Below are 21,662 nucleotides of genomic sequence, written 5' to 3'. Positions count from 1 at the left end.
ACAGTGAAGGATGCTATGCGAGAGGGAGAATGGAAAAAGGCAGAAAAAAATCGGCGCCCGCAGGCGCCGATGATGCAGTTATTTCATCAGCTTTTTCAAATGGGATCTGATGCGGTAGCCATCAATGCATAACCTTTTCATTATTTTTGGTTGAGGGTAAACGCTTTGAGAAAAAACCGTCAGTCGATCAACCCACGGGAGATTTTGTCCGCCGCTTGCAGCAAGCGCTCCAATACACGCTCAGTGCTGATCGCTTGGGATTTGATATGGATAAACGGAATGATCAGCACTGCTGATGCACCATGCACACCGATGATCGGTACGCAAAAATCCGTCACGCCATCAACGAAATCACTGGCGAGCTGGATGTAGCCCAGATCAACCCCTTTGCGCGCCTTGGCGAGGAAACGCTCGATGCGTTCCAGATCCACAGTTGCGGATAGCAGCGGCAGCCAACCAGCTTGTACATCAGGCGTCGCAAAACCGTAGAGCAGCGCGCCGGAGTTGGTGTCGATCAAGCGGCGGCGGTAGCCAACACGGACCGAGAACCCGAGATCCATCGGACTTTCAAGCCGTGCAACCACCACGATCTGATCACCTGAGGGCACAACCAAATGGCAGGATTGGCCCAGCTCGCGGGTCAATTCCTTCATCACCGGCAGTGCAACTTCCAGCAGGGTTTTGGCGGTGCCCTGTGAAATGCCAAGGGTGAAAAGTTTATTGGTAAGCATATAGCCATCGCGACCATCGGGCATCTGGGTGATAAAGCCGCGATATTCGAGGGCGAGCACCATACGGAACAGTTCGCTCACGGAACGCCCGAGCGCCGCGGCCATTTGCGAAGTGGTCATGGGGGATGAGTTGCGCGCGAGCAGTTCAAGAATATCCAGCCCTTTTTCTAACGCAGGGGCACGGTATTTACGTTCTGCGTCGTCGCCGGTTTCCAGCAGGGCATTGTCGAGTTCTTTCGTCATAATAGAAGTCATAGTGTCTTTTCTCGTTATTAGTGATCGCCATTCCATTGTCGATTTATATAGCCTTGCAGATGTAGCGGTACATCCCTGGGGCTAAACTTTATCCAAGTCACGGCCGGATTCTACGCATACAAATCTGCGCAAGGCGTTCCACTTTACGTAATTCGATAAAAACGTAAACTTGTACCTATAAAAATGTTTTCATTTTTGGTCACCCCGCATTCACTAAATGCATGATCAATAAGATTAAGCCAGTTTTTATCGGTAACAAGCTGCTTGTTTGGCGCCACGCTAATGACAGGCCAATCGCTGCCCCACATCAGTGGAAGTAGTACATACTGACAACCTCGATTCGCCGGGTTTGAATGTGATGCGCGACATAAAAAATATCGATCTGAATTTATTGAAAGCACTGGATGCCCTGCTGGATGAACGCAGTGTCACGCGCGCCGCAGAGCGGCTGTCGCTCACGCAACCGGCGATGAGCGGCATGCTGACGCGTTTGCGTGAAAGTTTTAACGATCCGCTGTTTGTACGTTCACAACGCGGCGTTGTTCCCACCCAGCGCGCACTGGAACTGGCGACACCAGTCAAGCAAGTATTGGCGGACATCGCCGTACTGCTCACCCCTGCCGAGTTTGATCCGCTCACTGCAACAATGACCTTATCCATCGCGGCAACCGATTATGCGTTGCAAGCCGTGACGGTGCCTTTTGTACTGGAACTCAAAAAGCGCGCGCCGAATATTCGCGTGGCTTTGTTGCCCATCGAAAACCAGCATTTGCACACGCAACTTGAGCGCGGCGATATCGAATTGGTTTTACTGAGTCCGCTTAACAGCCCGCCCGATCTGCATGCACGCCGTTTGTTCGACGAAGAATATGTGTGCGTGATGCGCGACGGACACCCCGCCGCGAAAAGACCCTTATCACTTGATGAATTCTGCCGCCTTGAGCACGCCCTTTTCTCTTACAACGGCGGTTGCTTCAGCGGCGCTACTGACGAAGCTCTGGCAACAATCGGGCGCGAACGGCAGGTGATGCTCTCGGTAAAATCCTTTTTGGTGATGACCAATATCGTCCGCGCCAGCGACCTTATTGCCGTGGTGCCCAAACGCCTGGTTGAACATCTCGACGGACTGGCAATGCAAGAAACTCCCATCCCTATTGAAGGCTTCGCGCTGGTCGCCGCATGGCATGAGCGCACCCATAAAGATCCAGCGCACCGTTGGGTGCGCGACCTGCTGTTTGAATTATTTATTACTGATTAACTCCTCCCTTTATCATCACATCAGCAATCAAAAGCATCCAGATATAAAATTTCATGATGGTAATCATAAGAAAATAGGAATTTTTATATACCTGAAGAGCGGTTACTCTGCACTGCATGATCTTTGCAGTAAAACCTGCTTTCTCTGGAGACTTATATGCCCGAACTCTTTACGCGCTTTACCCTCAAGGATATTGAATTACGCAACCGCATCGCCGTACCGCCCATGTGCCAATACATGGCCACCGACGGCATCAGCAACGACTGGCATCTTGCGCACTACAGCAGCATTGCGCGCGGTGGTGCGGGGTTGGTGATTGTCGAAGCAACCGCAGTATCACCTGAAGGCCGCATCTCTCCCGGCTGCCTGGGCCTGTGGAGTGACGAACACGCCGCCGGTCTTGCACAAATCGCCAGCGCGATTAAAAAAGCCGGCGCTGTTCCGGGAATCCAGATTGCACACGCCGGCCGCAAAGCCAGTGCCAATCGCCCATGGGAAGGCGATGACCACATCCCCGCCAATGATCCACGCGGTTGGGAAACTATTTCGCCGTCGCCAATCGCCTTTGGTGGCGATTTGGATAAATCACCACGCGAGATGAGCATCATTGATATCAAACACGTCTGCGCCGATTTTGCCGCAGCCGCACGTCGCGCACGCGAAGCGGGTTTTGAATGGCTGGAATTGCATTTTGCCCACGGTTATTTGGCGCAAAGTTTTTTCTCTATACACGCCAACAAGCGCACCGACGAATACGGTGGCAACCTTGAAAACCGCAGCCGTTTTTTATTGGAAACACTCGCCGCCGTGCGTAGCGTTTGGCCGGAAAATTTGCCGCTGACCGCACGCTTCGGTGTCATTGAATTTGATGGTCGCGATGAAACAACACTCGCTGAATCAATCGAACTGGTAAAACAATTCCGCGACAACGGCCTCGATATGCTGAGCGTGAGCATCGGCTTTTCCACACCTGACGCTAACATCCCTTGGGCGCCAGCATTTCTCGCCCCCACCGCCGAAACAGTTCGCAACGCAACCGGCCTGCCCGTTTCATCAGCATGGGGCTTCAGCACCCCGGCATTAGCCGAGCAAGCCATAGCAAATAAACAATTGGACTTGGTAATGATTGGCCGCCCCCACCTCGCCAACCCGCATTGGCCATATCAAGCGGCGCGCGAATTGGGGGTGGAAAAACCGGCTTGGGTTTTGCCTGCACCTTACGCCCACTGGCTGGAACGTTATAGAACCTGATTGGTGTGTAGCATCTGGTAAGCGCAAGATCGCAGACAAGAAATCCCGCAGGTACACGATCAGCGGGATTTTTTTATGGTGTTTTTAGCAGAGGAAAGGCTACTGGACGGTTTCATCATGTTTGGATATCGTACGAACGCAGCAATGGTGATCATTATAAAAGTAATCAACTGTAACGCTTTAGACACCAACAATGAATAACTGAATAACTGTACATTTAAGCTTAAAGCCAAGTAAATATTAATTTAACGTAGAGAAACCATGAAAAAATCATACTTATGCATAATGCTATTACTACTCTCTTTCGGAGTGTTAGCAGAAGAAAATAAAACTAACAATGGCGATCATTCCGCGAATCATGAACCTACATCAATCATTGCAGGGCATGAGTGCAAACAACCAGAGATCGACAATTCACCCATCAAAATTTATCCATCTAAGGCTTTGAGGGCAAAGAAAATCGGCGCAGTAGTTTTACAATATGAAATAAACAAACTAGGCACCGCTGCTAACATTGAAATATTAGGTGCAAATCCTGAAAATTTTTTTGAAAAAAGTTCAACCGACTATATGAAGGCATTACATTTTAAGATTGATAACACATGGGGAGAAAACTGTTCCAGCAAAAAATTCAAGCACGTTTACTACTACGTAATAAATGCAGAATGCCCTGCCCCCATTGAAGGCGGCATACCTATAATTTGCATACAAGGAATGGTGATGAAAATTAAGAAATAGAATTCAATAACTGTTTCCGGATGCCTGATCATGATTACGACAGCTGGAAGCAGTGATAAAAGCGTTGCGCTCTGATTAATACAAGGACTACTGAAATGATTAGCTGCAATCAACACGACTATATTGAAATTGTGCGTATGTATCACTATCCGCTGAAACTCACCATTAAATCCGGTGAGAGTATTTATGGCACGGCGCTGGATACAACTCGAAATGAAAACAAAGAAAAATGTATAAAAATTGAGTCAGATAAAAGTGAACAACTGATTGTTTTGAATGACATAAAACAACTGGAAGTTACTATCGACAATCCACATATTCAAAATGTCACTTTTGATTAAGCGAGCCAGCTATTACATATTGCTCCTAAAACATTGTCCAGATCGCAGGCACATTAATTGCTGCATTTTGTTTTCCTGAGAGAACTGTTGAATTTTAAAAACTTCTGGCCTTTGCACTGTTGCATTATTACTAAGGAGAACCAATGAAAAAAATATTAAGTGCCTTTGCGGTAATTGCAACAGTTTACGGCTGCTCAACCACTCCCGCTAATAAGACCTTACACACCACAGGTGAAGACCATAAAACTCATGCCCAACAGGGACTGCAGTATATTCAATCAGGCTTGGTCAACGAGGCTATTATCGAACTCGACGAAGCCATCAGGCAATGCGAGACCAAATATCCCAGCGGTAAAAAGATATATACGTCGCGAACGACGGCTGAAAGCCTGATGTATTCCGTACTCGCTACCAATAAAAATGAATCTGCCGAACTAGTAGATACTGTTTGTTCAGACGCTTACTACATACGCGGCTCCATCGCCCTTAATACCGGACGAATCCGCGACGCCGAATTTCTTCTTAAAAAATCCGTTGATATGGCACCGATGAATTCCATGTATTTATCTGCACTCGGCCATATATATCAGGTCAAGCGCGACTGGAATCTGGCAGTTGATTATTTTACCAAGGCAGAAGATGCCGCCCCGACTTACTCCCCCGATGTACTCAAAGCCAGCGAGTTTGTGCGAGCCAAGCGCGGCATAGGCTTCAACCTTATTCAGCTGGGGAAATTAAATGAAGCCGAAGTTAAATATAAAGAATGCCTGGCGCTCAACTCCGGCGACAAGAGCGCAAAGGACGAGTTGGAGTACATCAATATAATTCGGAAAAAGAATAATCTTTGAAATAAAAGGATTTCAAGTAAAATAATAAAAATTAAATAACAAATTTTAAATTAACAATATTGGCCAATGTGGAATTTCAAATAAAAAGCCCGCCTGTTTTGCAACAAGCAGGCTTTTTTACAGCCAAGAAAATTATTCAGTTCAGACAGGGCGCAGCAAGCAGCGCCCCTACCGGTGATTTTGTATATGTAGGGGCGCTGCTTGCTGCGCCCTGTATCCCTGCACCCTGCGCCTATTTGCTGCTCCTTATCGCCCTATTAATTCGTTGTATACGCAGCCATTTTTACTTTAAGCATGATCGGACGCGTGCTGAAGTTCATACCCCAATCGGTTTGGTCGCCATTCCAAACGCGATCCAGTACCCATACACCTTTTTCAAAATGTCCCTCTTCGATACGGTCAATCATGAATTTTTTCCCGGCCAGTTCAGCTGAGGGTTTGAAATCCACGCGGGCTTTGTATGCCGTTACCAGATATTCGTTATCGCTCAACTGTGTTACCAGTGCGCCACCAGATGCTGGTGTGTTGCCTTCAGGTGGTGCAATCCAGAACATGGGACGGCCGTATGTGACGTCGATATCCCACAAGCCTGCATCAACTGTTTGCGTCAATGCAACTGCCCTGTCTTTAGCATGCTGTTCTTTTTCTGCGAGCGTTGCTTCAGCATTCCAGATTTGTTGTGTTTCGCTGATCGTATCTAACGGCTCGGCAAAACCCCAGCTGTTATTTTCAAATAACATTTTTGCCCATTCGCGCATGGCCGGTGCTATAGCGCGATAGTGCTGCGCAAAATTCTCGATAACTTCATCGTTATATTCTTTTGCACCCAATGGATAATTGGTATAACCAGTGTCGTCCATGCCGAACGGAGAAAAGCCGATTCCGCCTTTACCGAGGGTAGGAAAAAAGTAACGAGCAAATGGTTGATCATTACCAATCTCCGCCACAAACAATGCGTTATCCGAACGCGCATAAAGTTCCAATACTTTGCTCACAGTTTTGTGATCGCGGAAATAAATATCCGGTGCGATCAAATCAACGTCCGGCGCAGCAGCCTTCCAGATATGCAACACATTATCGGTACCACCACCGCTGGAATATTGACCCGGCAAGCCAGGGTTGTAAGGATTGCGTAAAGCAACATTCACATACATCGGCAGATTTTTTATCGCCTTACCTGCAGCAGTAATGTCGTTGCAGTATTTGGCGATGTGATAGGCATGGAAAAACTCATCGGCATCTTTGCCAAATACCTGCGGCCAGGTGCCCGGCTTTAATTGGAGTGTCTTAACCAGATCATCCGGCACTGGTGCATTAAACACTTGCTGTGCCAAAAGGGAAAAATCGCGTACGGCACCGTAAGTACCTACCTCATTTTCAACTTGCACCATAATGACGGTGTGATCTTTATCAACTTTTTTCAGATGTTTGATTAATTCAACAAAGGCTTTTTTATCGGCCTCAAGGGTATTTTTCCCCAGAGGCGACATTGAATTTAATGTGTCGCCATCCGGTTTAACAACACGGGGAAAGCGTTTGTTATCCAACTTCACCCAGGCAGGCGCATAATGCGGTGCATTATTTTTCCAGGTTGCAAACCACAACAGTACTACTTTTACTTCGCGTTCACGCGCTTGTTTTAACAGCAGATCAACGAAAGAGAAATCGAATTTACCCTCTACCGGCTCAACCTGCTCCCAGGCAACAGGGATGCTCAGAGTATTAGCATGCATTTTTTCAACGGACGGCCAAACATCCTTCAATGCTGCGGGATAATTACTGGAATTATTGGTTTGTGCTCCAAGCATTAAAAAAGGCGCACCATCAACCATAAGGGCATGCTTGCCATTTTTACTTACCAGTTCAGGGAGCGGCGCGGCTATTGCGGGAAGTGCTGCAGCACATAGGCAGCAGAGCGCAACTATACACTGCACTTTGGAATTCAATCGACGAACAATAATCATAAGACCTCAATACAGAACTATTTTCATAGGAAGACTATGTTGGATTTTTAGCAGAACACCAATCATTTTTTATAAAAGAAATTCTTATTTGGTGGTTTTACTCTTGTTAAGAAAATCACAATCACGAATTTACTAATAAACAAAAACGAGAAAACCTTGCCCCGGTTGGGGCAAGGTTTAACGCGAGTTAATTAAAACCTGGCACGTAAGCCAATAGCAAAACGGGCATCTTGCGCATAAGAATAGGCTACATGATCACCCGCACTGTTTTGATCAATAATACCTACCGTTTTCTCTTGCAACAGATTGGAAGCTTCTGCTGTTACAGTGTAGTTATCAAAGAAGGTGTAGCTAATTGACGCATCCAATTGACCATAGTCATCGTTATAAACTGGAATCGACGCTCTACCTGACCAGTCGGTGTAGTCCGGGTTAAATCCGTTACTGCCCCAGGAGATCAGGTACTTGCTGCGCCATGAATAAGCCAGACGCGCAGATACAGCATCTTTTTCATACATACCAACAATGTTAAATGCATTTTTAGAGAGTTGATCAATTGGTAATTGACCATAGGTAGATTTATCTGTATCGACGGGAGCAGCACCGGAAACACCATTATCGCCAATCAATGGAAAGTCCGCTTTGCTATCGATAAAAGTGTAGTTAGCTTGAACACCTAAACCATCAAACGGCGCAGGCAGCGCATCAAAGAATTTGTTAACACCAATTTCCAAACCATTGATATCACCAGTACCCACATTATCTAACCATGTGGCCTCACCTGAGTAAGAATCGATGCTGTACGCTGAGGTTCTCTTTTTAAAGAAGCCTTCAACTTGCTTGTTAAAAAATGCCGCATAGGCCATGCCGCCATTCGCATCAAAATACCATTCGACTGACACGTCAAACTGGGTAGCTTCCATTGGTTTAAGATAGGGGTTGGTATCCTGCTGCAAATTATAAGATCTGATAATACCGGTTTCCTGATCGATATTAGGGCTCACAGTAACGAATGCCTGCATATCTGAAAATGATGGAGCCCAAATAGCTTTGGATGCAGCAAAGCGAACAAAAAGATCTTCTGTTGCTTGCAAGCGAAGGTTAAAACTTGGCAATACGTGGGTTTCATTAGTCCTGGCTACTAGCGGTGCTGTTGAGCGAGGCACTACAACTACGCCATTAACCGTGCCTTCATTAACAACTAATGTGCCTGAAGCAGTATTGTCAGTCTGTACTACACGCACACCGATATTACCATCGACAGGCATTGCCAAATCATCGAAGCCGTAATTAGCCATCATATACAGAGAGGCCGTTTTTTCAGATTGGAGATTTCTGTAATCCGGATTATCCAATCGATTCCAATCTATATACACCGAGCCTTCACACGCCCAGGAAAATGCTTCTGTCGGACAATCGGCGTTAACTGCATCAGTAGTCGCACGGAAATTTTTGGTAGCAGCAGCAGAATACAAATAACCTGCGGCAGGAACCTGCACATCACCGCGCTGGAAATCACCGAATGAATAAAGAGTCAAATAATCTGCCGCTTGATCTGCAGTCACTTTTGGCAAGGTATTTTTGTCGTAACCATTAAACCAGGTCGCGTAACGAGTATTCCAATCGTAGCTGGTATTGATATTGTCAGCTGTTTTTTCAGAATACCTAAAACCTGCTTTGATCGATTTAATAATCGCATCATCAAAACTGTATTCCGCATCAATGCGGCCAGTTTTAGCTTCAGCATTATTACGCTCAAAGTGAGTCATTTCCTGACCCAAGCTGTAATTTGCATAATTAGCCATGTATGCCGGGTCAACCAGAATAGACGGAGTCTCTGTTCCCATTCCGTCCATATACGCTTTTTCAGGAATAACTTTTAAGCCCAATGTATAGTCATCAACTGTCGCCTCGGCTTTAACGTATTGCAAATCAGCTGAGAATTTCCAATGCTCATCCGGAGACCATTTAACACCGGCAGAGTAATCGGTTGTCTCTGATGTATTTTTTGCCCAACGAGTGCTCGTACCAAAATCAAGCCCCCATTGCGCGGGGTTAGCTACAGTAACAGTTCCCGATTCCAGCGCGTTATTGCCGCTGTATATCCAATCGTCATCCGCAGCAGGAACCAATGCTTGATCACCATTAGCCCCCTCTAAAAAGAAAGCGTTCTCGTCGTAAATGGAATCACGCTTACTTTGGAACGCAGTGAAATAAACCTCTGCTTGATCATTAGGCGCCCATTGCAACGCAAGGTATCCACCTTCACGTTTACTTTGGTGATCGTTGCGACGCCAATCCACACCTTTTGATACCCACACCTCTTCACCATCAATAGTGCGAGGCAAATAAGGACGGGTATAAATTTGGTCGGAGCGACTTGCCAGTTCTGAAGTAGATGCGTTCACAAGAATACCTACATCACCAATACCGGTTTCCCAGCGATTGCTGTACAGGCCGGAATATTCACCATTAGTTTCTTTCTTTTGATCGCCGTAGTTACCCTTAACAGACAAACTCGCCAATTGGCCTTCAGCATCGAACGGCATGCGTGTACGAAGGTTAACAGTACCGCCCAAACCACCTTCGATCATATCGGCCGATGGACTTTTATAAGTGTCTACTGCATACATCAATTCTGCCGGTACATCTTCAAAACTTAAGCCGCGACCACTTGCGGCCGAGAAAACATCGCGACCATTTAATTCTGCACGCACTTGCGTTAAACCACGCACAGCAACACCACTACCTTCGGCAGCAGGGTGTTCTGCATCGTTATTGGTATAACGACCAATAGTGACACCGGGGACACGTTGCAAGGCTTCAGTAACGCTACGATCCGGCAATTTACCAATATCCTCAGCAACGATTGAATCCACAACGACAGAGGAATTCTTTTTAACATCTTGCGCCGATTGAATACTGGCACGTTGGCCAGTAACAATAACTTCTTCCACTGCACCTTCTGCCTTATCTTGGGCAAACACCGGTGCGATTACACCCATTACACCAACTGCCAGTGACAAACCGGATGCAAGTTTGATGTAGGTTGGTAACTTTTTCTTTAAAAACTGTTTGCGGTTAGATGTCATGACACTCTCCAGTTAGAATTATTAAAATGTACGCCAAAATCTATCTCCCACTGCTGGATAAGAGATATGTGCTTCCTGCCTGCGCATTAAAACTCCCACTTATACCTTCGCTTTTTATTGTTAGTGCCCTATCTTTTTTTGCATCAACCAACGCATGTTTTTCTGCGAGCAACGAAGTCCGCAATTGAATTACTCCGCTATTGGATGCATGAATTTTTGCACTTGTTAACTGCCCATTTTTCCATTTCAAATCGAGCGTAATGCCACCACGTGCACGCAAACCGGTTACTGAGCCGGTATGCCACGCCGCGGGTAACGCCGGTAACAAATGCAACTCGCCGTTGTGACTTTGCACCAACATCTCAACTACACCTGCCGTCGCGCCAAAATTGCCATCGATTTGAAACGGTGGGTGGTTGTCCCAAAGATTACTCAACGTACTGCGCTGCAATTGCTCGCCCAATACCTTGTGGGCACGGTTACCATCAAGCAGACGTGCCCACATATTGACCTTCCAGGCTTGCGACCAGCCAGTGCCGCCATCGCCGCGTGCATTTAATGTGGTTCTTGCGGCGGCCAATACATCCGGATTTTTGTGCACATCGATTTGACGACCGGGATGCAGGGCAAATAAATGGGAAATATGGCGATGCTCATTTTTGGGATCATCGATATCTTCTTTCCATTCCTGCAACTGCCCCCAGGAACCGATACGGATTCCGTCATCCATTTGCGCCAGCTTTTCTTTCAGCTGTTGTGCGAATTTTTTATCGCCAAGCATCGTTGCGGATTCATAAGTATTGCGCAGCAAATCAAATGCGATTTGCTGGGACATAGCTGCACCGCCGGTGAATGGACCTTGTTCGGGAGAAAAACTGGGCGAGACAATCCACTTGCCATCGCGTGGATCTTTTATCAGAAATGCCAGCCAAAATTCCGCTGCACCTTTCATTACCGGATAAGCGCGCTCACGCAGGAATTTTTTATCGGCAGAAAACAAATAATGATCGTAATAATGTTGGGCAAGCCAGGCAGAAGCTTCCGGTTGCCAAAAAGCGGTGGGCCAATCGATAACGCCGGTAAAACCCCAAATATTGGTATTTAAAAACAGCGTCCACCCTTGCTTAACACCTGCCACTTTTTGTGCAGAAATTTTTCCCGGTTCGACAAGGCTATCGACAAAATCGAAGTAAGGTGTCATCAACTCTGGCAAGTTGGCGGTTTCTGCCAACCAGTAATTCATTTGTAAGTTAATGTTGACGTGGTAGTCACCGTTCCATGGTGGCGTAATCGAATTATTCCAAACACCTTGCAAATTCGCGGGCAATGAACCGGCGCGCGATGAGGCAATCAACAAGTAGCGACCAAATTGGAAATAGATTGACTCAAGATTGCGATCTAATACCGCATCGCCTTTTTTGTAACTTGCCAGCAATTTATCAGTAGGTAAATTTTGCGGCTGCTGACCAATATCCAACGCAACGCGCGCGAATAATTGTTGGTAGTCGCGGCGATGGATTTGTTGTAATTGCGCAAATGTTTTTTTACTCGCGCTATCGATTATTTTTTGTAACCGAGCACCGGGATGGTCGCCGCGATACTGCGGATAACGCTGCGCGTAATCAGTACCTGCCGTCAATAAAATCACCGCTGAGTCAGCGTTTTTAATATCGACTTTTTGTTTTCCGTTTACGGTCAGCTCGCCGCCCTGGTGCGAGAAATGAATGCGCGATTCGAATTGCAACCCATTGCTGAGCAATTTTCCGCCGGCGATCAAACTGCCGTTATTGATTTTGATATCAAGACTGCGATTATCAGGCGCTTGCACATCGGCACTGAAAGAAATTTTGCCCGGCCGGTCAGCACTGAGGTTGATGGCGATGACACCATCCGGATAACTGGCCAAATATTCGCGGCGATAATTCACATCACCCTGCGTATAAGTCACTGTCACCTGACCATCGTCAAGCGACAACTCGCGGCGGTATTGGGTGACACCGCTGTCATTTTCAGCAAAACGAAGATTCAGATCGCCGAAGGTCTGGTAATCACCATAGGCGGTTATTTTATGGCCGAGAAAACTGGCGGCGCGCTCGGGTGTGATTGAGCCATCACGCTGGATAGTTTCGCGAACCCGTGCAACTGCTGCGGCCTGTGGTTGGCTTGGCCAACCAAAATCATAACCGATAGCACCGGGACCGCCGGTCCAGAGCGTTTTTTCATTGAACTGGATTTGGTCGGTTACTATATCGCCTGCGATCACCGCACCCATAGCGCCGTTACCGATTGGCAGCCCCTCGGCTTCCCAATTAGCAGAGGGATGATCGAACCAGATATTTACCGGCACAGACGCGAAAACCGGCGCAGTAACCAGCACAGCCAGAAGCCCTGAGAGTGGAAGATAACGCGTTATTACTGCCAGAAATCGCAACTGCGCATTGCGGTTGATAATAATCATTAAGCATTATCACTCTTATATGGTAAATATGACTATTTGGCACAATATTAAGTCAATGTTTTTATACGCGCAAGATTTATTACCTATGACAAATACCTCACCAAAATGGTGATACTAAAAGAAACAAGGCACGATTAAGGTGTCATGCCTTTCCCATAGCGATGCCGCAAGAGCATGTCACTGGAAACCAGTCTGAAGACCAAATTGAAGAATAAAAGTAGAGAGTCCGCGCACGGCGCAGGCGTGGGCTTGAATCAGTTATCTACAGACCGGAGAAACTCAGCGTGGCCAGCCGCCAGTGCAGTCCCTTTATCGATGGCACTTTTCATTTTATTCATCACCAATTGAATAGCGGCCGGATCGGTGGAGGGCGCTAGCGCATCCGGCGCTATCCCGAAACCGTAGAACATGCTTACCCAACTCTCCTCAACGAAGGACTCCTGAGCCAGTAGTTTGATATCACCACCCGCCTTGAATGCAGCAACCTTCTCCTCAAGGGTCTGGGGAATCGACATCGTCCTGACATGTTCCCAGAAAGGATTGGAACGCCCATTTAGTTTGTAATGCAGGATGATGAAGTCCCGGATGCGTTCATATTCCAGGCGGTTCAGGCGATTGGCCTCGGCTATCTGTTTCTCATCGATAATGAAATTCACCAGGAAGCCGGTCATTTTGGCTATCCCGGTCTGGATAAGTGAAATGCTGGTGGATTCCAGCGGCTCCAGAAAACCGCTCGACAATCCGATCGCAACACAGTTTTTGTACCAGAAGTCAGGCCGCATACCGGTGGTAAAACAAATTAATTTCGGCTCGGTCAACGGCTCGCCCGCCAGGTTGGCGAGCAATTCGGTGCGCGCTTCGTCGTGGGAAATAAACGGGCTTGAGTAAACGTAGCCGTTGCCAACGCGGTGTTGCAACGGAATATGCCACTGCCAACCCGCTGTCCGGGCCGATGAGCGGGTGTAAGGATCAGGATCGGTAACGCTGTTGGTCTGCACTGCCAGCGCACTATCGCACGGCAGCCAATGACGCCAATCCTCGTAGCCGACACCCATGGCTTTATTAATCAACAAGGCTGGTATGCCGGTGCAGTCGACAAATAAATCGCCATTGACCACTTGGCCAGATTCCAGCGATATATATTGGATAAATCCCGTCGTTGTATCCAATTGAACGTGATTGACCTTGCCTTCTATTCGGGTGACGTCTCCTTTTTCCGCGTAGTTACGCAAATAGCGGGCAAACGCCGACGCATCAAAATGGTATGCATAGTTGTACCAGGCCAAGCGACTTTTATCTTCAAAGCTGGGCAAGGCGAATTTGCCCGCTTTGGCAAGCCGGGTACAAAAGCAAAACTTTTCCAATTCGTCCGCGTATCCGGCCTGCCTGGCAGCCCACCAGGTCTTGTGGAACGAACGGTCTTCCAGGCGAGCACCGTATCCACCAAAGGGATGAAAAAAATATTTGCCTTCGCCAGCCCAGTGCTCAAACTCAATGCCCAATTTAAAAGTCGCATTGGTTGCCTTGATAAACTCGCTTTCGCTAATTTCCAATGCCTTAATAAATTGGCGGATACCAGGAACAGTCGCTTCGCCGACCCCAATGGTTCCGATTTGATCGGACTCTACCAGCGTAACCTGAATGTCCACTCCGTTGAGCCAGTGTGCCAGGAACGAAGCCGTCATCCATCCGGCGGTACCGCCGCCCACAATGACAATTTTTTTTATCGGTTGTACTGTCATGGTTCTCCAGATGCCGCGTCGGTTCCGCGATATTATTATAAACAACTAGCTTATAAATCATATATTAAGGCTGAATACGCCACCATGGATAAAAAATACCAGGGATCTGGCATAGCTGTTGCTGTAGTTTGTCCATTACCAATCCATCGCCCAATTGGGGGCACTGAAAGCGGCAACTTCAGGTTTTCCAGGCTATTGGAGTACAGCAAAGAATGGCAGCAAGCACCATCAACAGACAGAGTCACGTCCCTGTTGCACCATCTCGCGGCACTGATTCGAGCGAATTTGCACATTTCTGCGACCTTTATCACCAGCGGCTGGATGCATTGACCCTCGCGAAGCAGCTCATCCACATGATCAAGGCGGTACAACGCCACCGCGGAATGACTATGGGCACCCTTGGCGGCAACCAATTGTTCCGCGATGAGCTTTCCCATTTGCAAGTTCAACTGGAACGTCGCCTGGAGTTATTACAGGCTTTTTCTGCACGCAGTTCTGCACTGCTTAGCCCACGCGACCAGGAAAACCTGAGCAATGCCTGGTTGACAATTAGCCGCAACTGGCAGGAAGACGCCGTTATCGATAACTACGAGTTGCACTGCCATCTGATCGAACAATTGCTCAGCATGGTGGCGGCATTAGGCAAACAGTTGGAACAACCGACTTCGCAATCCATGCCGGCAATGCTCGAACCCAAAGTCATCCATGCCGATGAAACCCTTTACCCCAATCGCTTTAAATACCTTGAGGTACTGCATTTCTCAACCCGTCTGATGCCTGCGGTTGCCGAACAAATTGGCCGTATTCGCGCGCTGGCGACTTACGCCTCGGCACTGGGTTATTGCGATAAAGATTTCGCCGGTAAATTGCGGTACGTCATTCAATGTACGCGCGTGAATAACGAAAAGCTCCGCCACCAAACCAAACGCCTGGAAGGTTTACTGGATAGCGATTTGAGCTTGTTAAGCCAACTCAAAAGTTACGAAATCAAATTGGAATTTTTGCTTTCTATGGTTGAGAGCGATGTGGTAAATGCACATCAAATCAACACTGACAGTAGCCGCTTGTTCAGCCTCGCTACCGATATCATTGATGTGTATTTAAAAGTAGTCGATGAAGGCGTACAGCTCTTAACGCAGTGGCATGAGCAAGATATTGAGGTCTGGGTGCAATCTTATTGAGTTAATGTGGGATACGGCACTTGCCTCATCGTCAGTAACCCCTACAATGACTGAAAGCCACTTCAAGGATTTATCGCCAATGCGTCGTATCTGGCCACTCAGTCTGATTGTTCTCGCCACCACCGCACGCGCCGAATTATTTACCGCTACCGATGAGTTTGTATCCAAGCCCGAGTTAACGGCTGAGGCGATGAATACCTGCCTTCAGGCATCAGTCATCGGCGCGGGCGAAACCATGACAATCCGCGAACTGAAAGAAGCTTGTCAAATGCTTCACGATCAGCAAAAAAGTGAAGTGCAACAAGCGGAGATAAAAGAAACATCACCTGCCGTTGCACAAGTCCGGGAAACACCGCTACTAAAAAAACGCATGACGCTGGAGGCGCTCAATCGCTCCAATCGTTTTATGTTGACACCACATAAACGCAATTATTTTTTTCCGGTCAGTTACACCCGCCACCCCAATACTGTGCCTTATCGCAATAATAATTCTGAATCCTTAAGCTCACTCAGCAAAACAGAAGCGGAATTTCAATTGAGTATTAAAATTCTGATTCACGAAGACCTGTTCGGGAATAACGGCCATCTTTATCTGGGCTACACCAATCACTCGCTGTGGCAGGTTTATAACGATACTGATTCTGCACCGTTTCGCGAAACAGACCATCAACCGGAATTTATCCTGAGCTTTACTAACGATTGGGAAATTCTGGGCTTCAATAACCGGATTAATGAATTTTCGTTAACCCATCAATCCAACGGCTTGGGTGGCGAACTCTCGCGCAGTTGGAATCGCATCATGTTCAATTCTGTTTTCGAACGGGGTAATTTTGCGTTCGCTTTCAATCCCTGGTATCGAATTCCGGAACCCGAACAAGAATTCCCGGGCGACCCCCACGGAGATGATAATCCTGATATCACTCACTACATGGGTCACTTTGAGTTCAATGCCGCATACCAGCACAAGGAAAATATTTTTAACGCAATGCTGCGCAATAATTTGGACAATGATAATAAAGGCGCATTGGAATTAGGCTGGAGCTTTCCAATCAGTTCAAACTTACGTGGGCAATTTAAATATTTTAAAGGTTACGGTCATAGCCTGATTGACTACAATACCGATATGGAAATCTTTGCGTTGGGTATTGTGTTTACAGATTTGTTTTAAGCGAGGAAAGCGAAGCCGCTAATAGGCTTCGCCCAGCAACTCCACTAAAGTGCGGATAGATTCGGTTGCTTGCGGTGATGCATCAATAATTGAAAAACCAATCCAATGTTTACCTGATAAATCGGCCTCCCTGGCCCAAAGGCAATCAGCACCTAATTGGATGACCATCTGCCCATTCACTGGCTCGGGCACATGTAAATCCAGGGTATAAAGACGATCCTCTTCCATTGCCACATCGCCGACAATCATCAAGCCTTGAGTGTGGATATTAACCAGGCGACCAACGTATTGGTCGCGCATGTTGTCATACACATCCACATCGCCATTGATTGTGTGGCGTTCCAACTCCCTGTCGTGCTCACGTGAACAATTGTGCGTCATGATGCATTACCCGCTTTAAGAGTATCCGCCCGCTCATTAAGGGTGTGATAAATATTTTCCAGGGCGCGTTCGAAGAAAGGTTTGGTGCTACCCGCAATAATGCGCGCACGACCAGAAAGCATATCGCGTGCGAGCTGTAATCCTGCGGTGAGCGAAACCTTGCGCCCCTGCTGATCCACCAACATGTAGTGCTGGGTTTTCTTGTTATACCAAGCCACTTTCAAGCGCTTACCGCCTTCAAACTCAAACCAGGTGCCAAACTCGACCATCTTCAGGCTATCAACAATTTTGGCTTCTTCCGGCAATACCGGCTGTTGCACAGCAATTGCATGACCTGCTTTTTCTGCCGCAAGGGATTCAAGCTTGCTGCGCATCGGCGCAGGTGCAGGCTCTGCCTGACGACTCAAGAGCGCCATACGCTGCAGTGATATCACCGCGTCTAATAATTTGCGCCCTTTGGCTTGCTCATAACCGATAGTTTCAAAACCACGCTCCAATGCCGCCAACAACCCATCTTGCAGCTCCATTTGCTTAACTTTATCGGTCTGCCTGGTCTTTGGCTCCAACGACCAAAGCAAATCATCAATCACTTGCAGCGCGCGCTTCCAGCTATCGGATTTATCGCCGTAACGCAGTAGCACAAACGAGAGATAGTCTGACCAGGGCTGTAATAACAACAGCAATATTGCCGATGGCATATCGCGGTTATCCGTGCGGCTGCGCACCTCACTATTAACCTGGATTTTTGCTTCGCGCAGCTTTTCCTCGCCCTGGGCTTTTTCCAACGCGCGACGCTCCATCAATTCCTGACGACGCGCAACATTGTGCGTATAAGCATTAAACTCAATTAACAATTCAGCAAAAATACGCACATCATTTTTGAATTCTTGCAATAAACGGAACACCGTTGTTTTGATCTTGGTAAAGATATCGTATTGATCGCTGCCATCATTACTAACCCAGCGCACACCTGATTCAGCGAGACTGTTCAGCAATACCCGGGCAGGATGTTCCGGCTGCTCAAAAAAGCCTTTATCAATAAATGCAATTTTCAGGAAAGGCGTATGCAGATAACTCAGCAATGCCTTGACCGAATCAGGCAGATGATCGTCGGACAACATGTATTCAAACAACATCCCAACCAGATCAATGATCTGCATATCGCCCGCGCCTACCGCACCATTTTCATTTTCGCTGGCGATTTGCTCCATCATTTTCCGGCCAACATCAGCCACGGTTTGCGGCTGGATAGGAATGGGACCAGATTCGTGATTAGCCAATGCCTGGTGAGTAACGCTAAAGGCTTGGTTCTGCATACTTTCAAGCACGCCGACCAATTGGTTTTGGGTGTATACCTTCAAATCAGCAGGTTGCGCAGAGGGAACAGCAGGGATTGCAGTCACACCGTTGGGATTAATCAACGGACTATTCGCGGCGGCGGCCGGCGGCACAAAACCGGCAGCTTGAATCGCGGGCAACTGCTGGGTCACATGGGTTTGCAATAAACGAATGGCATTTAAAAGACTGTTTTGATACTGGATGTCATTCGGATTGAGCGCACCACTTAATAGTTTGTCACTCGCACGACGTTGGTGCTGTTGTTCCTCTTCAGCCTGTTGCTGTTCATCCGCTGGCTGAAGGCTTTCGGAAGGATCATCTTGTACAGCATCATCTGCTTTTTGTACTGCGGACTTTTCATTCACAGGAATAAAACGAAGATTAGGTAACAGATTCTGGCGAATCAAATAATCGTTTAGCTCGTCGTAAAGGCTGTCAAGCATTCCAATGACGTCATGGTCAAATAGCTTATAGCCGATGATTTTGGTTTTGACATCAATATCCAAACTGCTGAGCAGCTTGCGCAACGATTCACAAAACTGCACCGGACTCACCGGGTTAGCACGCTCGTCGATTTTTTCGCCATCATTCAGCAATGCCAGACGCTGCTGGAACGCCCACAAATGTTCAGCAAAAAAGTTATCGGCTCGATGGGTAATTGAAGTAATAGCAATAGTTTCTTCGAGATCAGAATGCTCAACCAATGACAGGATGTCACCGCTAAAACGCTCTTCACCCGTCAGGGTATTAAGGGATTTATTCTTGAATTTTACAAAGCCGTTCGCCAGGTGCTGGCAAAACTCTTGCTCTGCAGCTTGTTGTACAGCAACCAAAAGATTTTGGGTTTCGTAGAGCGCGATCTGCTCTTTATTGGATTTTGCCTGCTCGGCAATCTCAAGAACTTGTTTACACCATTGTCGCCAGAAATTCGGGAAAACACGGTAAGCAAAGCCGCGCGTTAAATCGCGGCACTGTTTTAAATGTTGAATAACCAGTTGCTCTGACATGGCTACCGCAGAATACGGAGAGGACTTATTTGTATCAGAGCCTGGCAAGCCTGAGTTGTGCATAATTATTCCGTGTTTTTCCATGATTTTCATGTTCCCTAGCGCCGTCTATTTACCAGGATGGGTAGCTTCCACCACACCGGAATCAGGGCCTGCAAACCTAGAGACTAGATGACCACATCTTCAATATAGGTTGTCCTGAGCGACAATCTTAACAGCTTGTGAAAATTCTTCCAGACAATATGACCATTCGCTCACAGTTGGGTTAAAAATAGCACGATCTATGCACTTTAGCCGCAAACTCGCGCTCCACGGCACCAAAAGATATGTTAATCGCTCCATTTTGATCCCTCTGCCACTCTAATCCTCTCCCAACAATTGACGCACCAAAATAAAACGGTATGCACACACCCATGCCACAAAACAGAGCACACAAAACAACTGCATCTCAAACAATTAGATCAAAATAACCATATAAATCAAAAAGTTAGATAATTGGCACCTATATTGCGATATGGAAAACTGTATAACTGATTCGCACTCTGGGTGGTTTTAGCTATTCAACAAATCTGTAGACACAATTTGTTAATAGGAGGCTAGGGTTCCGGTCGCTTGAGTAATCAAGCTGATGTCTGGTCCGAGAGCTTCCGACCTCCCAAGGCAGGCATAGGCTAAAACGCCCAGGCATTGTCTTGAGGTTACACGGCGGGATAAAAGCCCGGGAGATGAAATGGCCTAACCGCCAGAGTGCTCCCTATGCTTGCGTCGATGTCACCAAAACCGCTGGAGGTTGTTCATGTTGCGTCATTCCCGCCTTACCAAAGTATTACTGGCCCTTACACTCTCCCTGTCTGCTGCCGCTGCCAGTGCTGCTGAACCCTTTAAAGTCTGCTGGTCCATTTATGTTGGCTGGATGCCATGGGGCTATGGCGCCGAGCAAAAAATTGTCGATAAATGGGCCAAGAAATACGGTATCGACATTGAAGTGGTACAAATTAACGATTATGTAGAATCCATCAACCAATACACCGCCGGTCAATTTGACGGCTGCGTGATGACTAATATGGATGCACTCACTATTCCTGCTGCCGGCGGTGTGGATTCAACCGCGCTGATCGTCGGCGACTTCTCCAACGGTAACGACGGCATAGTACTTAAAGGTGCAAAAAGCCTGAAAGATATTAAAGGGCAACGGGTTAATCTGGTTGAGCTCAGCGTTTCCCATTACTTGCTTGCACGCGGATTGGAAACCGTCGGTCTCAAAGAGTCCGATGTAAAAGTGGTGAACACCTCTGATGCTGACATGGTTGCAGTGTACGGCACCAAAGATGTCACCGCCGTTACCACCTGGAATCCCCTGCTGAGCGAAGTCCTCGCTCAACCCAACAGCAACAAAGTATTCGATTCATCGCAAATCCCCGGTGAAATTATGGATTTGATGATCGTGAACACCGCGACCCTGAAAAAGAATCCTGCACTGGGCAAAGCGCTCGTCGGCGCCTGGTATGAAATTATGGGTGTGATGAGCGGATCAGACAAAGCCGCTGCTAGCGCAAAAACAGCAATGGCCGCTGCCTCAGGTACTGACCTCGCCGGTTTTGAATCACAACTTGCCAGCACCAAAATGTTTTACACCCCCGCCTCTGCACTTGCACTGGTTAACAGTGGCGAGCTGTTAAAAACCATGCAAAAAGTCGCCGAGTTTTCGTTTGATCACGGCCTGTTAGGTGATGGCGCACCGGATGCTGAATTCATCGGCGTAGAAGGTCCCAAAGGTATTTACGGTAATAAGAAAAACGTGAAGCTGCGTTTTGATACCACTTACATGCAATTGGCGGCTGATAAAAAACTCTAACCCCCTCCCAGTCTCACCCTTATGAAGAGGGAGGAGCCACTCACTCCCTCCCCT

At 47.4% G+C, this 21,662-nt stretch carries 15 protein-coding genes and 1 riboswitch; of the genes, 8 read left to right on the top strand and 7 right to left on the bottom strand.

Features of this window, described 5'->3' with window-relative positions; translation table 11 throughout:
- Positions 1 to 179: 179 nt before the first annotated feature.
- A complete protein-coding gene (locus AC1RJL_RS01910; protein ID WP_492911054.1) occupies positions 180 to 986 on the bottom strand; it encodes an IclR family transcriptional regulator in 807 nt (268 codons plus the stop codon).
- 310 nt (positions 987 to 1,296) lie between these two features.
- Here AC1RJL_RS01910 and AC1RJL_RS01905 point away from each other — a divergent pair, with 310 nt between their 5' ends.
- The 5 genes from AC1RJL_RS01905 (at position 1,297) to AC1RJL_RS01885 (ending at position 5,422) form a co-directional block, all read left to right on the top strand.
- Positions 1,297 to 2,244 carry a LysR family transcriptional regulator gene (locus AC1RJL_RS01905; RefSeq protein WP_492911053.1) on the top strand — a complete coding sequence of 316 codons (948 nt, stop codon included), beginning with the start codon at positions 1,297 to 1,299 and terminating at the stop codon, positions 2,242 to 2,244.
- Between the two features lie 156 nt (positions 2,245 to 2,400).
- The gene (locus AC1RJL_RS01900; RefSeq protein ID WP_492911052.1) at positions 2,401 to 3,495 is read left to right on the top strand and encodes an NADH:flavin oxidoreductase/NADH oxidase; all 1,095 of its coding nucleotides are present in this window, start codon (positions 2,401 to 2,403) and stop codon (positions 3,493 to 3,495) included.
- A gap of 261 nt (positions 3,496 to 3,756) precedes the next feature.
- Positions 3,757 to 4,233, top strand: a complete 477-nt coding sequence (locus tag AC1RJL_RS01895; protein ID WP_492911051.1) for an energy transducer TonB — start codon at positions 3,757 to 3,759, stop codon at positions 4,231 to 4,233.
- A 95-nt stretch (positions 4,234 to 4,328) separates the two neighbouring features.
- Positions 4,329 to 4,574 carry a Rho-binding antiterminator gene (locus AC1RJL_RS01890; protein WP_492911050.1) on the top strand — a complete coding sequence of 82 codons (246 nt, stop codon included), beginning with the start codon at positions 4,329 to 4,331 and terminating at the stop codon, positions 4,572 to 4,574.
- 143 nt (positions 4,575 to 4,717) lie between these two features.
- Positions 4,718 to 5,422 carry a tetratricopeptide repeat protein gene (locus AC1RJL_RS01885; RefSeq protein WP_492911049.1) on the top strand — a complete coding sequence of 235 codons (705 nt, stop codon included), beginning with the start codon at positions 4,718 to 4,720 and terminating at the stop codon, positions 5,420 to 5,422.
- A gap of 257 nt (positions 5,423 to 5,679) precedes the next feature.
- On the opposite strand, the gene AC1RJL_RS01880 is transcribed toward AC1RJL_RS01885, so the two are convergent.
- The 4 genes from AC1RJL_RS01880 to AC1RJL_RS01865 all read right to left on the bottom strand — a co-directional run bounded on the left by AC1RJL_RS01880 (position 5,680) and on the right by AC1RJL_RS01865 (position 14,678).
- Positions 5,680 to 7,386, bottom strand: coding sequence for a DUF5597 domain-containing protein (locus AC1RJL_RS01880; RefSeq protein WP_492911048.1), 1,707 nt, complete (start codon positions 7,384 to 7,386; stop codon positions 5,680 to 5,682).
- A 191-nt stretch (positions 7,387 to 7,577) separates the two neighbouring features.
- Positions 7,578 to 10,478 (bottom strand): TonB-dependent receptor, encoded by a 2,901-nt coding sequence (locus AC1RJL_RS01875; RefSeq protein WP_492911047.1) that lies wholly within the window; start codon positions 10,476 to 10,478, stop codon positions 7,578 to 7,580.
- A 40-nt stretch (positions 10,479 to 10,518) separates the two neighbouring features.
- The gene (locus AC1RJL_RS01870; RefSeq protein ID WP_492911046.1) at positions 10,519 to 12,936 is read right to left on the bottom strand and encodes a glycoside hydrolase family 95 protein; all 2,418 of its coding nucleotides are present in this window, start codon (positions 12,934 to 12,936) and stop codon (positions 10,519 to 10,521) included.
- Between the two features lie 254 nt (positions 12,937 to 13,190).
- Entirely contained in the window at positions 13,191 to 14,678 is a 1,488-nt protein-coding gene (locus tag AC1RJL_RS01865) for a tryptophan halogenase family protein (RefSeq protein WP_492911045.1), read from the bottom strand.
- A gap of 212 nt (positions 14,679 to 14,890) precedes the next feature.
- Here AC1RJL_RS01865 and AC1RJL_RS01860 point away from each other — a divergent pair, with 212 nt between their 5' ends.
- Entirely contained in the window at positions 14,891 to 15,859 is a 969-nt protein-coding gene (locus AC1RJL_RS01860) for a hypothetical protein (protein WP_492911044.1), read from the top strand.
- A gap of 46 nt (positions 15,860 to 15,905) precedes the next feature.
- Positions 15,906 to 17,027, top strand: coding sequence for a phospholipase A (locus tag AC1RJL_RS01855; RefSeq protein ID WP_492911043.1), 1,122 nt, complete (start codon positions 15,906 to 15,908; stop codon positions 17,025 to 17,027).
- A gap of 18 nt (positions 17,028 to 17,045) precedes the next feature.
- Here AC1RJL_RS01855 and AC1RJL_RS01850 read toward each other — a convergent pair whose 3' ends face one another.
- Both AC1RJL_RS01850 and AC1RJL_RS01845 read right to left on the bottom strand, forming a co-directional pair.
- Entirely contained in the window at positions 17,046 to 17,408 is a 363-nt protein-coding gene (locus AC1RJL_RS01850) for a PilZ domain-containing protein (protein WP_492911042.1), read from the bottom strand.
- Positions 17,405 to 19,816: a DUF1631 family protein gene (locus tag AC1RJL_RS01845; protein WP_492911041.1), complete on the bottom strand. Its 2,412-nt coding sequence runs from the start codon at positions 19,814 to 19,816 to the stop codon at positions 17,405 to 17,407. The genes AC1RJL_RS01850 and AC1RJL_RS01845 overlap by 4 nt, the downstream gene beginning before the upstream one ends.
- Before the next feature lie 522 nt (positions 19,817 to 20,338).
- Positions 20,339 to 20,480, top strand: a riboswitch (guanidine-I (ykkC/yxkD leader).
- Positions 20,481 to 20,549: 69 nt separating this feature from the next.
- Between AC1RJL_RS01845 and AC1RJL_RS01840 the strand changes: the two genes are divergently transcribed.
- On the top strand, positions 20,550 to 21,608 hold the full coding sequence (locus AC1RJL_RS01840; protein ID WP_492911040.1) for a putative urea ABC transporter substrate-binding protein: 1,059 nt from the start codon (positions 20,550 to 20,552) through the stop codon (positions 21,606 to 21,608).
- The last annotated feature ends 54 nt before the right edge of the window (positions 21,609 to 21,662 follow it).

The organism is Cellvibrio sp. GW822-FHT04B05, assembly GCF_058800985.1.
This window is presented reverse-complemented; position numbering and strand designations above follow the sequence as displayed.